Here is a 13,791-nt window from a genome sequence, read left to right as displayed (position 1 = left end):
ATTAAATGAATTACCGTTCATATTTTATATATAAAAGAAGCAATTCACTCCAGAAAGCAGGAGGTTATCGCATGAATGCCGAGCACAGTCAAGGACTTAATGCCATTTCGCAACCTGGTGAATTCACAGAGCTTGACCGTTTCATGTTCGAGTCTTGGGGTTATTTGATCATTCCTAATGTATTAACCGCTGACCAAGCACAGCAATGCCTGGAGGCATCTATTCGCCTGCATGAGAGAGAAGGGACAACCGGATGGGCTCAGGTTGGCCGAGGATTTGAAAGTGAACCTACGCTGGACCAGTTGATTGATCACCCTGCGGTACTCCCAAAAGTGAGAGCATTATATGGCGATCGTTTTATTCTTCAATCCGCTTGGTGCACGAAGCAGCCGGCATTTGGAGGAGCAGGCGGCTGGCATCAGGATGGCTCAGGAGCTTACGATTTTAATCAACTAGCTTATCCCATTCCTCTGCTGCAGCTGCGCGCTTCCTATTTGCTTACTGACCAATCGCTGCCTAGGATGGGCAACATGGAGATGATTCCAGGCAGCCATAGAGCCCAAGTTCCACTCCCGGCAGACATCCGCCGCGATAAAGGTGATTTGCCAGTAGGACATGTCATTTGCGCACCTGCCGGATCTGTATTGCTCTTCCATAACGCGGTTTGGCATCGTACATATTATCATGACGGAGATTACGACCGTTATACCGCACATTATATTTATAGTCCGCCTTGGGTTCGATTCTCCGATCGCTTTGCAAACAACAAGGACTATTTGGAGCGTACAACGCCTATGCGCCGTTATTTAGCAGGGGAATATGAGCGGCCAGACGCGCCATTTGGCGCCGGGTACCCCGCAACGGCATTTAAAGATTAGTAATGCGTAGCTTAAGCAAATATTTGAATAATGGAGGGATTTTCGAATGTTAAATGTAGCGATGATTAGCAAATGGCATGTTCATGCTGATGGGTATGCCAAACACCTGCAATCACTTGGAAACGTAAACATAACAGCAGTTTGGGATGAAATAACGGAGAGAGGGCGAACGTGGGCAGCGGAGCTCGGAGCTGCTTTTGAATCTGATTTAGATACGCTGCTTCAAAGGGCAGATGTAGATGCTGTTGTCATCGATGCCCCTACCAGCATGCACGCGGAAGTCATGGTTGCTGCTGCGCAAGCTGGAAAACATATTTTCACAGAGAAATCGATGGCGCTTACGGTAGCCGAATGCGACAAAATTACGGCTGCTGTACAAAAATCCGGCGTGAAGTTTTGTATCTCTTTTCCCGCTCGAACAAGGCCTCACCATATATTCGCTAAACAGCTTCTGGATGATGGGCTGCTTGGTGCCATTACGCTGCTGCGAATCCGAAATGGTCACGACGGAGCATTAAACAATTGGCTGCCTGAATACTGGTACGATGAGAAACAGGCAGGCGGCGGAGCTATGATGGATCTTGGTTGCCATCCGATGTATTTGGCAAGCTGGCTGCTTGGTGAGCCGAGACGAATTACATCCATGTTTAATTATTTTACGGGCCGGGCTGTTGAAGATAATGCACAATGCTCGATTGAGTTTGCTAACAACGCGGTTGCGCTGCTGGAAACTAGCCTCGTTACTTACTCGACGCCTTCTGCGTTTGAACTATACGGTACTGAAGGGACACTGATCATTTCCGGGGAAGATGTTAAATTTGCTTCCAAACATACCGATTCACCGCTCCAAGGCTGGATTTCACCTCGACAGCTTCCAAAGGAGCAGCCGCTTCCACTAACACAATGGGTGGATGGCATTCTGAACGACAAGCCGATGCCATTTGGACTCGAGGACGGAACAAAGCTGACGGAACTTCTTGAAACGGCATATATCGCACATCGCGAGAGAAGAACCGTAGATTTTAAACGGCAAGGAGGAAATTAATGAGATGCGAACAGTAAAGGTAGGTATTATCGGATGCGGTATGATTGCTGGCGGCAAACATATGCCAAGCTTAGCCAAGGTGGGTAATGTAGAGATGGTCGCATTCTGCGATCTGATCGAAGAAAGAGCACGCGAAGCAGCTGAGCAGTATGGAGTTCCCGGCGCAAAGGTTTTTACCGAATATAAGCAGTTATTAGCCATGGAGGATATTGAAGTCATTCATGTATTGACGCCAAATATTTCGCATGCTGTCATTTCAATCGATGCCATGGAAGCAGGCAAACACGTTATGTGTGAGAAGCCGATGGCCAAGACCAGTGCCGAAGCGAAAGCGATGTACGAAGCTCATGTTAGAACCGGTAAAAAGCTGACCGTTGGCTACCAGAACCGCAGCAAAGCTCAGTCGTTGCTGTTAAAAAAAATGATCGAGAATGATGAGCTTGGCGAGATCTATTATGCCAAAGCGGTTGCAACAAGGCGTAGAGGCGTTCCTACATGGGGAGTATTTCTGGATAAAGAGAAGCAAGGCGGCGGACCTTTGATCGATATTGGCACCCATTCACTGGATCTCATCCTCTGGCTGATGAACAATTATGAACCTCACAGTGTAGTAGGCAGTGTGTTCCAGAAGCTGAAGGATACTGAAAATGCAGCTAATGAATGGGGATCATGGGACCCAGAGCAGTTTGAAGTAGAAGATTCCGCTTTTGGTTATGTAAAATTCAAAAACGGTGCTGTCGTTTCAATTGAAACCAGCTGGGCACTTAATATCGCCAAATCTGAAGGATCATATTTGTGCGGTACGAAGGGCGGCGCTGATTTTCACGATGGTCTGCGCATTAACGGTGAGAGGGACGGCAGCTTATTTCTAAACGTCATCGACGTCAAAGCAACCGAGAGAGAGCAATTCCGTGGAGAAAACCTGACTGATTTCGAGTATGAAGCCAAGCAGTGGATCAGCAGTATTGTTAACGATACCGATCCGCTCGTTAAGCCTGAAGAGGCGATGGTGGTATCGGCAATTCTGGAAGCGGTATACTTATCAGCCGAAACCGGCAAAACGATCTACTTCGATTAAAGGCAGCTCATGTCACAAGTAAGAGACGGATAATCATATGAATTACAATAAAGGACGGTATCCTGAGGTCATTAGACTTCTGGATATCGTCCTTTTCAATTGATGTACCCTATATTTAAGATGAAGATTTAGTGCTTTTTGCAGAGCTGAGGCGATCAATTTGATTATCGAGTACTTTGCTGGCTTTTTCTAAAAACTGTGTAATTAGTTCCAGCTCTGCATCTGTATAGGAAGAAGCCAGCTTCACCATCTCGTTATGAAGTGGAATATACGTATTGCTGACGTCTTCTTTTTCTTCATAGAGGGGAACAATAATCACTTTGCGACGGTCATTGGGATCGTTTTGCCTGCGTACGTAACCGAATTTTTCAAGGCGGTCAATTAATGCTGTCACACTTCCTGTAGCAAGGCCAGTTAGTTTGGACAACTCACCGGCTGTGATCGGACCTTTTTCACGCAAAATATCCACAGATAAAAAATCATTATTATATAAGCCGAGAGCACCAGCTACATTTTGTTGGTACAAAACTGTTCGGCTTCCTAGTCCGCGCATACGTGCGACGAATTGTTCCTGCTTATCGGTCGCTTGCACTTGTTGCTCGCTTGACAAAGGACAAACCTCCTTTTAAGATATGGGTATCTCAGTTATCGAGATACTTTGTTATAAAGATATTAGATGAAATGAATATAATCAAGTTCATTCTATCGAAATCATTCGTACTTTGCAAAAACTTTAGTCATGATGGCTAAACAATTTTAACCCATATTTGAGATCGAAATGCTTTAAGACATAGAATAATTATTTATTATGAGGAGGATTTTTATGAAAGATACCATTTTTATTAAAGGTGCACGTGAAAACAACCTGAAAAATGTTTCCCTTTCAATTCCCAAGTACAAGCTGGTCGTTCTTACAGGTCCATCAGGATCTGGCAAATCAACTTTGGCTATGGATACACTTCAAAGAGAGTGCCAAAGGCAGTATTTGGATTCCATGGGCATGACCTCGGATTCGATAGGGAAGCCGAAGGTTGAGTCTATCGAAGGATTGTCACCTTCCATCAGCGTTGGACAGCATGTTACCAATCGAAATCCACGCTCAACAGTCGGAACAGTAACCGATATCTATACGTTTGTAAGGTTTATCTTCTCGCGACTAGGGGAGAGGATTTGCCTAGCTTGCAGCGGTCACATTGCTCCTTCATTTGAGCCCAAAGGTGCAATGGCTGATGAAGATGAGGAAATGGATCATCAAATGATAGGATGTCCTCACTGCGGAGCAGCGCTTGAGCAGCTAGGAATGTCGCACTTTTCCTTCAACAAGCCAGAAGGAGCCTGCGGAGCTTGCAGTGGACTTGGACATGTGGCAAGCATTAATGAAGCAGCCGTTTTCAATTCGGAGCTCAGTTTGCGCGATGGGGGAGTGGCTTCTTTGAACGGGGTTCATCGCGATATTCAAATTCGTATTTTGATGGCGGCAGGAAAGCATTACGGCTTTGCATTTGATCCGGATCAGCCTTTAAAGGATTTCGGAGAGATACAGCGCGATTTGTTATATTATGGTGTCGAGAGTGAAGCCTTCAAGCGGCATTATCCAAATGTGAAGCCTGTCCAAGGTACAAAATTCGAAGGGGTCATCCCTGGTTTATGGCGGCGTTACAAAGAAAAAGAAGGAGAAACAGGCACTGCGGAAAAAGAGGGAAGTTTTTTTCATGAACAGCTTTGCCCGGAATGCCTAGGCGCACGCCTTAAGAAAGAGGTTCGTCTCGTTCAAGTAGCTGGCTCAACCATCTCAGACGTATCGGAATGGTCGCTCAGTGATGTATTTAAGTGGACCGAGGAATTACAAGAGACGCTTCCGCCTGAAGGTCATTATCTGCTCGAACCCATTCTGCACGATATGCCTACTAGGCTAAAACGAATCATTGATGTTGGCCTAGGTTATCTTTCCCTGAATCGGCAAACCGTTTCGCTATCCGGCGGCGAAGCACAGCGGCTGCGGCTCGCATCGCTGCTCGGTTCTGGCCTCACCGGAGTACTTTATATTTTGGATGAACCGACCACGGGTCTCCATCCCCGTGATACATCCGGTCTCATACGAGTACTTCAGCAGCTTCGTGATTTAGGCAATACAGTACTCGTAATCGAGCACGATGTTGAAATGATGCGTGCAGCAGACCATATCATCGATATAGGTCCTGGCGCTGGGTTGCACGGTGGAACCGTCGTAGGCGAAGGAAGTCTGGAGGATCTAATGTCGAGTACGCTTTCGGTTACAGGCGCTTATTTGAGAGAAGAGAATGGCTCAACTCCTGTACGCGTTCGCAGGACAGGCAACGGTCAATTTATTACAATCGAGCAGGCTAAACTCCGTAATGTTGAAATTCCAACTGTAGCCTTCCCGCTTGGCTGTCTCGTTTCCGTTACTGGTGTATCTGGCTCCGGCAAATCCACGCTAGTTTTTGATATCCTTGCACAAGGAAGTCAGAAGGAGTTGGAGCGAATAGGGTGCAAGGAAATTACGGGCTTAGAGCATGTCGGCAATGTCGTTATATTTGACCAGACACCCATGGGAAGAGTGCAGCGCTCCAACGTAGCAACATATACAGATGTGTTTACGCAGCTGCGCCAGTTGTTCGCTAGTTTGCCAGAAGCTAAAAAAAGAAAACTGACAACCAAACATTTCTCATTTAACACTTCTGGTGGCCGATGTGAGACATGTCAGGGGTTAGGCGTGCTTTCCGTTGATATGAACTTCCTGCCTGATCTGGAGGTAAAATGTCCTGACTGCAAAGGAAAACGATTTACGGATGAGGTTTTGCAGGTTCAGTATGAAGGATGCTCTATATCGGATTTGCTGAATATGTCTGTACAGGAAAGCCTAGCTATTCTCAAAAAAGAAACTAAAATAACAGGTATAATCGAGATGCTTTGTGAAGTCGGACTAGGCTACTTGAAATGGGGTCAATCGGTCAAAACGTTATCTGGCGGCGAAGGACAGCGGATCAGACTGGCGAAAGAGCTGAGCAAGCCTTCCAAAAACCATACGCTCTACCTGCTGGATGAACCGACGACAGGCCTCCATCCATCTGACATTAAGCAGCTCCATACTTTACTCAGTAAGCTGGTTGATACAGGCAATACGGTCATCGTTGTTGAGCATAGTCTGGAACTGATACGAGAATCCGATTGGGTTATCGATATCGGCCCAGAAGGGGGCGCAGCCGGCGGCACATTAGTAGCAGAAGGCACTCCTGAACGTGTAGCGGAAGTAGCAGAGTCCTATACGGGTATGTTCTTAAAGGAAATGTTGGCTAAAAGGCAGTAATTATAGCTTGCCAATCTATCGCTAAATCAATACGTAGTGCAGGTACTGTCATACTGGCAGTACCTTTTTTGTCAAGTATTCCAAATGGAGAGGAAAATTCAATTTCTTTTATAACGAATCACTAATTTATGGTAAATTACAGTAGTGCAACATGTAAACAAAGGAGGAGATCGCCGTTTCTAATGCTCTAAATAAACATAATGAATATCCAATGGCAAGCATTCCAGCTGGAGAAATTGAATTAAGAGATGACCGGACGAAGCGAAAATGGAAGTCTGAAATTAAACCCTTTTATCTTTCACCTTATCCCGTAACGATGGAATTGTATTTAGCTGTAACCAAAAAATCTCCTCTTTCTTTGAGTAGTGATCAAAAACCAGTGGTCAATATCTCTTGGAATGAAGCCATCTATTTTTGTAATTTATTGTCCCTGAATGCAGGATTAACGGAGTGTTATTCATTCAGTCAGGATGGAGATCATGTTGAATGTGATTGGGAATCTAATGGCTATCGCCTTCCGACAGAGGCGGAATGGCAATATGCGTGTAAAGCAGGAACAGCTGGCTATCAATACGGAGAGATCGATAAAATCGCTTGGTACAATGGAAATTCGGGAGACAGCATTCACGAAGTAGGTAAAAAAGAACCCAACGCATGGGGCTTATATGATATGTTAGGAAACGTATGGGAATGGTGCTGGGATTTATATGATGAGCAGGTATATGGCTCATATCGCATTTTTCGGGGCGGCAGCTGGGCTGAAGAAGCGAGAGGCTGCGGAGCCACTTGTCGTCGTCGCAGTCATCCGTCATTTTGTATTGACGACCTTGGGTTTCGCCTTGCCAAATCATGTTAACGAGTTGATAATAACCGCGGAGGTATACCTCCGCGGTTATTTCTAATTCCTATTAAGCTATTTGCAATTCATAAGCTCACGCAGCGCATCTGCAAATTTGGAGATTCCTAAACCAATTTCAGCTTCTTTTGCTCGAGCAAAAGTAAATCTTACGAAACCAGAATCCGATCCGTACACACTTCCAGGAACAAAAACAATCCCTCTTTTTATGGATTCCTCCAGCAGCTTTCCATCGTGAACATCCGGAACTAGCTTACACCATAGATGAAGACCACCTTGTGGGGCAGTGAACGTAACCAATCCTGGAAGTTCCTTCTGCAATGCTTCAATAAGTAAATCTCGTTTATATTGGAGCTGCATTCGCAAGCGGTCAAGATGAGGTTCAAAATAATTGGACTTCAAAAATTGTGCCGCTACCTGCTGCGGTATAACGCTAAGTCCAAAATCCATTTGCTGCCTTGCGTCAGCAAGCCTTTCCACAATGGAGTTAGGGGCAACCATCCAACCAATTCGCATGCCAGATGCAGCTATTTTGGAAAAAGAACCGATATAGAGGACAGACCCAATTGAATCCATTGATTTCAGCGGTGAAGGCGGTGAACCTTCATAGTCCGTTAAGCTAAATGGATCATCCTCGACAATAGGCAGCGCCAACTCGCTTGCAACGTCAAGCAGCTGTTTGCGACGTTCAGCACCGAACACTGTACCTGTTGGGTTCTGATAGTTCGGGTTCATGAACACCATTTTGATCCGATGTTTTTTGTATAAGGCTCGAATGTCCTCTGGACATACCCCTTGACTGTCAACAGGAAGACGGAACAATCTAAGCCCCGCTGATTGAAACATAGGCAGAGAATAGCAGTAGGAAGGATCTTCAATCGCAACTGCGTCGCCAGGCGACAACAAACACTGGGTTATTAAATATAACGATTGCTGAGATCCCGATGTGATCAAAATCGATGATTCCGTTGTCTTAATACCTCGATGTTGATCAAGATAGGATACCAACGCTTGTCTAAGCGGAATATACCCTTGAGGATTATCATAACCCAAATATGAAGTGTATTTATTCTCACTCATCAACGTTGTAATTTCATCATTAGGAGCCAAATCAGCCGACAGCTCGCCGCTAGCAAAATCGATGAGAGAGGGGTTTTGATTGAGCGCTTCACGAATTCTTCGCATAAAGGGTAAGTTAGGTAGAAAGCTGCCGCCTTCAGCGTACCGACTCCAATTTGGCGTGTGCCTCGGAGTGGCTCCCCATTTTGTTTTGGATACACGCGTTCCACTGCCTGTCTGACTTTCAATAATCCCCATCGATCGAAGCTCGGCAAAAGCCAAAATGACTGTACTGCGGTTGACGCCCAGTTGTTCAGCCAATTTTCTCTCCGATGGAAGCAAGCTGCCAGGAGGGAATTCACCGTAGGAAATCCGTCTTTCTAGATGATCGGTAATTTGTTTATATATAGGAATTTTACTTTTCCTCTCAAGTTCCCACATCAGGTTCACATCCCTTGCTTGTAAATAAAACATTATAGTCATGATTATCATACCACTGATTTTCAAACTGAAAGAGGATGTTTTCAACCTAACTATGACAGTTAAATGAAAACCAATCGAATTGGATGGTAGTAATTCATCCGATTTGGATGGTTCGTTTTTTCGCTTTTTATTTTATGATAAACGTTAATTCACATTTCAATGAACTGCACGTATTAGGGATCAAAAATATACTGCTAACATATAGGGGGAAATCATATGCAAGTACCTATCGGCGTATGGATCGTATCTTTTATAATCGTAGCCATTCTTTCATGGATTACATTCTGGATCACGAACAAAGCGTATTCAAGACGTTGGGAAGATCATGATGACAGCAACCTAAATAATTAAACAAAAAAGAGTGTGAGTTACAACAACAAATAGCTCAGGAAATGGAAATCAGTAACGACAAAAGCTTTGTTGTTACTGGTTTTTTTGCGTTCATCTGCGTATTTTCTTAAGATAAAAAGTGAAAGGGTATATAATCAATCATTACTTGCATTTTGCAAATAATTGCGCTATAAATAGATCAAGAGGTGAAACAAGTGGAGAACACAAGAGAGATGTTTCAAATAATGACTCGCCGGTTTGGGCTTCTGGATAAAAATTGTTGCACAGCGGGCGGAGTGGGTATCTCATTAATTCAAAGCCATATTATTTATGAGATCGATCGAAAACATAATCCATCTATTCAGCAGGTGGCGGATTCACTATCCATAGACATCACGACGTTTAGCCGCCAAGTTCAAAGCCTTGTGAAGTTAGGATTGGTGAAGAAAACACAACTTCCTGAAGACCGGAGAATCAATATTTTAACGTTAACGACTGAAGGCAAGTACATTTCAACAGTCATTGATGGCCAAATGAATGACTATTTAAAAGAGGTCTTTTCGCATATGTCTGAATTTGAACAAGACATGGTCATAAACTCGATAAAATTGCTTAACGACAGCATGGCAAAATCGAAAGTATGTTGTACAACACTGGGATAATTATTTATCCCTTTAAAAATCATTAATACTTGCAATTTGCAAATAATATCGAGGAGGAAATAAAATGATGAAAAGTATTCCTGTTAACCAAATTAGCTGCTGTGAGGTACATGACAACGAAAAAAGCAATTTGCCAATTGCAATTATAGGAGCTGGACCGGTAGGTCTTGCGGCAGCTGCACATTTAAGTTTAAAAGGAGAGTCATTTTTACTTTTAGAAGCTGGTTGCGATATCGGAGCAAATATTAAAAAATGGGAGCATGTAAGACTCTTTTCCCCATGGGAATATAACATCGATAAAGCAGCTAAACAATTGTTGCTTTTGACCAACTGGATCGCACCAAAAAATACGGATATTCCAACAGGGAAAGAACTCGTAGAACAATATTTAAAGCCTCTGTCAGAGCTCTCTGAAATAAGTCCGTCTATTCATTTGAATACGAAGGTGACTGCCATTAGCCGTAAGGGTTTAAATAAAGTCAAAACGAACGGTCGTGATGATCTGCCTTTTGCCATTCACGCCACCCAAAATGGCAGCCAACATCTTTTTGAAGCAAGAGCGGTTATTGATGCAACAGGTACATGGTCAAATCCAAACCCGCTTCGTTCGGATGGTGTGTTCTTATTAGAAGAAAAAGCGCTTAGCAATCAAATATATTATGGCATCCCAGATTTGCTCGGAAAGGATGAAGAACGTTACCGCGGAAAAAAAGTCCTTGTCGTTGGAAGTGGTCATTCCGCCATTAATACACTTTTGGAACTTGGCGAGCTTCAAAAGCAAACAAACGAGACTGAAATTGTATGGGCAATACGAAAACATCATCTTGTGGATGTTTATGGCGGACGTGAGTTAGATGGATTACCGGCAAGGGGAGAACTCGGAAATCGAATTCAAAAATTAGTTGAATCGGGAATTTTGAAAGTGATGACCTCGTTTTATATTGGTGAATTAAAACAGAGTAACGGGAAAATTCATGTTATCGGTACGGTTGGATCAGAGAAAGCTTATATTGACGGTGTTGACGAGATCGTATGCAACACGGGCTCACGTCCTGATTTATCATTTGTCCGTGAGGTAAGAGTGATGACGGACCCGAATCTTGAAAGTGCATATGAGTTAGCGCCACTAATCGATCCAAACGTTCATAGCTGCGGTACAGTTAGACCTCATGGTGAACTCGAATTACGTCAACCTGAGAAAGATTTTTACATTGTCGGTGCCAAAAGCTATGGAAGAGCACCGACCTTCTTAATGACAACCGGCTATGAGCAAGTTAGATCGATTGTAGCCGCTTTAGTGGGGGATATGGAGTCTGCTCGTAAAGTAGAGCTGGAATTGCCGGAGACAGGTGTTTGTAGCATTGGTGTCGGCGGCGGAGACAGTTGCTGTGGACCAGTTCAAGTGGAAAAATAATATACGATATTTCAGCAAGAGTATGAGCAACGTTCTACTTCAAACAACCTAAAACAAAGGGCATTTATTCAATCTAATGCCCTTTGTTTTGTTTATTTAGGAAGAAGGGGCGACTATGAATGGTTATAAACACTCGAAATTTTCACATCTCATCATATTCGCCATTGATTATATAAGTAATTAGTTATATAATTATGAAATGAAAAGAAGCCAACGGGATAAAACAGAGGGAGGTACTTCATATGGAGCAAAAGATACAGGAAATGGCCGAGGCTTATAAATTATTAGCCGATAAAACGCGGTTAACCATCGTAGCACTGCTCAAAGAAAAGGAACTATGTGTATGTGATATCACTGACATTATCGGGATGTCTCAGCCAAATGCCAGCCAGCATCTACGAAAACTAAAATCAGCCGGACTTCTAAATGAAAAGAAAAAAGGGCAGTGGGTATATTACTCCCTTAATCCGGATGCGGAAGCCTATGTTCAGTGCGTGTATCCATATCTGCCTTCCATGAAAGAAAAAATAGCAGGCTTAAAAAATAACAGCTGTGATACACAGGGGGAAGCATGACACTTATTGCCATTTTAATCTTTTTACTTACGCTCACGTTTGTAATCTGGCAACCAAAAGGACTAAGTATTGGTTGGTCGGCAGCTGCCGGTGCTATTCTGGCTCTCTTGTTTGGCGTCGTAAGCTTTGCTGATGTTAGTACGGTTACGGGTATTGTTTGGAATGCTACGCTTGCCTTTGTAGCCATTATCGTAATATCGCTTCTTTTAGATGAAATCGGCTTTTTTGAATGGGCGGCGCTTCACATGGCGCGGCTCGCACAAGGCAATGGAAAGCTTATGTTTGTTTATGTTGTTCTTCTTGGTGCAGCAGTATCGGCATTCTTTGCCAATGACGGCGCCGCGCTTATATTAACACCTATTGTGCTTGCGATGGTGCGTGCACTCAAATTTGATCAGAAAATGATTTTGCCTTTCATTATGGCCAGCGGTTTTATCGCAGATACGACTTCGCTCCCTTTTGTAATCAGCAACCTCGTAAATATCGTTTCCGTTGATTTTTTTGGAATCGGCTTTATCGAGTATGCTAGCCGGATGATTATTCCGAACTTTTTTTCGCTGCTGGCAAGCCTTCTGGTCTTGTTTTTGTTCTTCCGTAAAAGCATCCCTGGTCACTACGATTTAAAACAGCTCAAGAAGCCGTCTGAAGCCATAAAAGATAAGAAGCTGTTCCAAATTTCGTGGGTAATCTTAGCTATGTTACTTCTCTCATACCTAGTAATTCAATACATTCATGTTCCAATTTCCGTCATAGCAGGCGTCGCTGCAATCTTGTTTATTTTAGCTGCTCGCCGCAGCCCGGCTATTCAAACTTGGAAGCTGGTCAAGGGCGCTCCTTGGGCAGTTGTCATCTTCTCCATTGGCATGTACGTGGTTGTTTACGGACTTCGTAATGTGGGACTGACAGATGAACTAGGAAAAGTCATTCAAGCCATCGCCGACAAGGGACTATTCATCTCCACTATCGGTATGGGATTCCTTGCTGCGATATTGTCTTCGGTCATGAACAATATGCCAACCGTGATGATCGATGCACTAGCCATAAAAGGAACAGCAACGCAAGGCGTCATTCGTGAATCTTTGGTGTATGCCAACGTTATCGGCAGTAATTTGGGACCTAAGATGACACCCATCGGATCGCTCGCGACACTTTTGTGGCTGCACGTATTATCACGTAAGGGTGTAAAAATCACATGGGGAAATTATTTTAAAACGGGTATCATTCTCACGATCCCAACGCTCTTTATCACATTAACAGGGTTGTATTTGTGGCTGCATTTCATCCATACAACAAGCATTAATGTATGGGTGTTAATTGCTGTAATTACCGCAATATTGGTTCTAATCGCCATATGGATAAATGCTTGGATTAGCTCGAAAATGGGCAAAACGAAATTTCAAGAAGAGATAGTAAAAGTTAATTCGAGAATATAGGAGGACGATAATAATGAACAACAAACCACTCGTTTATTTTTTGTGTACTGGAAACTCTTGCAGAAGCCAAATCGCCGATGGATTTTTAAAGGCAATGGGCAGCGGCAAATATGAAGTGAAGAGTGCTGGTCTAGAAGCTCATGGCTTGAATCCCCGTGCGGTTCAAACCATGAAAGAAGCAGGCATCGATATCTCCAATCACACTTCGGATGTCATTGATCCTGAAATTTTGAAACAAGCAGATTACATCATCACGCTTTGCGGTCATGCTAACGATAACTGTCCGGTTGTAAGTAACGACAAAGCGCAAAGATGGCATTGGGGCTTCGACGACCCCGCAAAAGCGACAGGTACAGAAGAAGAAATCAATACTACATTCGCAGAGGTCCGCGATTCGATAAAAAATCGTATTGAGTTGTTTGTGAAGGAAGGGAAGTAATAAACAGAAATAGTTATGTACTTACGAATATATTCGAGGATTTAGGAACTGTTTTTGTGCCATTTATAACTATACTACAAAAGAAGCAAGCCCTCAGGGCTTGCTTCTTTATCATTTAAAATTGCTAATTATTTGGTCTTGCTGAATTTCATCATCTCTAATGATACCTACTCCTGCGTATAAGATATAAATAATGCCGCCAACGAAGCAT

General features: G+C 43.6%; 13 protein-coding genes. 11 read left to right on the top strand and 2 right to left on the bottom strand.

The window, feature by feature from the left end; all coding sequences use genetic code 11:
- The first annotated feature begins 71 nt into the window (after positions 1-71).
- The 3 genes from MHH56_RS15960 to MHH56_RS15950 are packed head-to-tail and all read left to right on the top strand — an operon-like array spanning position 72 to position 3,001.
- Entirely contained in the window at positions 72-878 is an 807-nt protein-coding gene (locus MHH56_RS15960; RefSeq protein ID WP_339209298.1) for a phytanoyl-CoA dioxygenase family protein, read from the top strand.
- Between the two features lie 46 nt (positions 879-924).
- A complete protein-coding gene (locus tag MHH56_RS15955; protein WP_339209297.1) occupies positions 925-1,923 on the top strand; it encodes a Gfo/Idh/MocA family oxidoreductase in 999 nt (332 codons plus the stop codon).
- Positions 1,924-1,927: 4 nt separating this feature from the next.
- Positions 1,928-3,001 carry a Gfo/Idh/MocA family oxidoreductase gene (locus MHH56_RS15950; protein WP_339209295.1) on the top strand — a complete coding sequence of 358 codons (1,074 nt, stop codon included), beginning with the start codon at positions 1,928-1,930 and terminating at the stop codon, positions 2,999-3,001.
- A 115-nt stretch (positions 3,002-3,116) separates the two neighbouring features.
- Here MHH56_RS15950 and MHH56_RS15945 read toward each other — a convergent pair whose 3' ends face one another.
- Positions 3,117-3,554: a MarR family transcriptional regulator gene (locus tag MHH56_RS15945; protein WP_339209609.1), complete on the bottom strand. Its 438-nt coding sequence runs from the start codon at positions 3,552-3,554 to the stop codon at positions 3,117-3,119.
- A gap of 270 nt (positions 3,555-3,824) precedes the next feature.
- On the opposite strand from MHH56_RS15945, the gene uvrA reads away from it, so the two are divergent.
- Positions 3,825-6,329, top strand: a complete 2,505-nt coding sequence (gene uvrA, locus MHH56_RS15940) for an excinuclease ABC subunit UvrA (RefSeq protein ID WP_339209294.1) — start codon at positions 3,825-3,827, stop codon at positions 6,327-6,329.
- A 211-nt stretch (positions 6,330-6,540) separates the two neighbouring features.
- Complete coding sequence (locus MHH56_RS15935; RefSeq protein WP_339209292.1) at positions 6,541-7,185, top strand: formylglycine-generating enzyme family protein; 645 nt, start codon at positions 6,541-6,543, stop codon at positions 7,183-7,185.
- Positions 7,186-7,242: 57 nt separating this feature from the next.
- Here the strand turns inward: MHH56_RS15935 and MHH56_RS15930 are convergent, their stop codons facing one another.
- A complete protein-coding gene (locus tag MHH56_RS15930; protein ID WP_339209608.1) occupies positions 7,243-8,685 on the bottom strand; it encodes a PLP-dependent aminotransferase family protein in 1,443 nt (480 codons plus the stop codon).
- Between the two features lie 258 nt (positions 8,686-8,943).
- On the opposite strand from MHH56_RS15930, the gene MHH56_RS15925 reads away from it, so the two are divergent.
- The 6 genes from MHH56_RS15925 (at position 8,944) to arsC (ending at position 13,580) form a co-directional block, all read left to right on the top strand.
- The gene (locus MHH56_RS15925) at positions 8,944-9,078 is read left to right on the top strand and encodes a hypothetical protein (protein WP_256710766.1); all 135 of its coding nucleotides are present in this window, start codon (positions 8,944-8,946) and stop codon (positions 9,076-9,078) included.
- A 194-nt stretch (positions 9,079-9,272) separates the two neighbouring features.
- Positions 9,273-9,719, top strand: a complete 447-nt coding sequence (locus MHH56_RS15920; RefSeq protein WP_339209291.1) for a MarR family winged helix-turn-helix transcriptional regulator — start codon at positions 9,273-9,275, stop codon at positions 9,717-9,719.
- Between the two features lie 64 nt (positions 9,720-9,783).
- Positions 9,784-11,133 carry an NAD(P)-binding domain-containing protein gene (locus tag MHH56_RS15915; protein ID WP_339209289.1) on the top strand — a complete coding sequence of 450 codons (1,350 nt, stop codon included), beginning with the start codon at positions 9,784-9,786 and terminating at the stop codon, positions 11,131-11,133.
- A gap of 242 nt (positions 11,134-11,375) precedes the next feature.
- Positions 11,376-11,708, top strand: coding sequence for a metalloregulator ArsR/SmtB family transcription factor (locus MHH56_RS15910; RefSeq protein ID WP_339209287.1), 333 nt, complete (start codon positions 11,376-11,378; stop codon positions 11,706-11,708).
- On the top strand, positions 11,705-13,141 hold the full coding sequence (locus tag MHH56_RS15905; protein ID WP_339209286.1) for an arsenic transporter: 1,437 nt from the start codon (positions 11,705-11,707) through the stop codon (positions 13,139-13,141). Before MHH56_RS15910 ends, MHH56_RS15905 begins: the two co-directional genes overlap by 4 nt.
- A 13-nt stretch (positions 13,142-13,154) precedes the next feature.
- Entirely contained in the window at positions 13,155-13,580 is a 426-nt protein-coding gene (arsC, locus tag MHH56_RS15900; protein ID WP_339209285.1) for an arsenate reductase (thioredoxin), read from the top strand.
- Positions 13,581-13,791: the final 211 nt, after the last annotated feature.

The sequence above is a fragment of the Paenibacillus sp. FSL K6-3182 genome, from assembly GCF_037976325.1.
Lineage (GTDB): Bacteria > Bacillota > Bacilli > Paenibacillales > Paenibacillaceae > Pristimantibacillus.
Note: the sequence above shows the minus strand (reverse complement) of the source record. Positions and strands in the feature narration are given on the sequence as shown.